1 protein-coding gene is annotated in these 238 nt (G+C 45.4%); it reads left to right on the plus strand.

The window, feature by feature from the left end; translation table 11 throughout:
- Nucleotides 1-194, plus strand: a 194-nt coding sequence (locus ACCC94_RS30505) for a hypothetical protein (protein ID WP_413353273.1), incomplete at its 5' end; no start/stop codon positions are given.
- Nucleotides 195-238: the final 44 nt, after the last annotated feature.

Below are 238 nucleotides of genomic sequence, written 5' to 3' on the forward strand. Positions count from 1 at the left end.
TCCTCTTCGTCCTCGGCCAGCTAGTCCACTTGGTCGTCGATCTGTGGCAGCTAGATTTCAATGAGAGACAACTTGGCGAGGCGAGAATAGTAGAAGATGGCTACCGTGGCGCCGTCTTACTTGGCCAGCAGGATGTCATATACGTGGATGTTATACTTGATCTTATAAAAATAATACGCTGGCGAAGAATATAGAGGTGTTGAACTTGGTGGTAGCCGGATGATTAAAAAAAAAAGTT

Origin of the sequence: Pseudomonas sp. Pseusp97, assembly GCF_047304025.1 — a bacterium.
Classification (GTDB): domain Bacteria; phylum Pseudomonadota; class Gammaproteobacteria; order Pseudomonadales; family Pseudomonadaceae; genus Pseudomonas.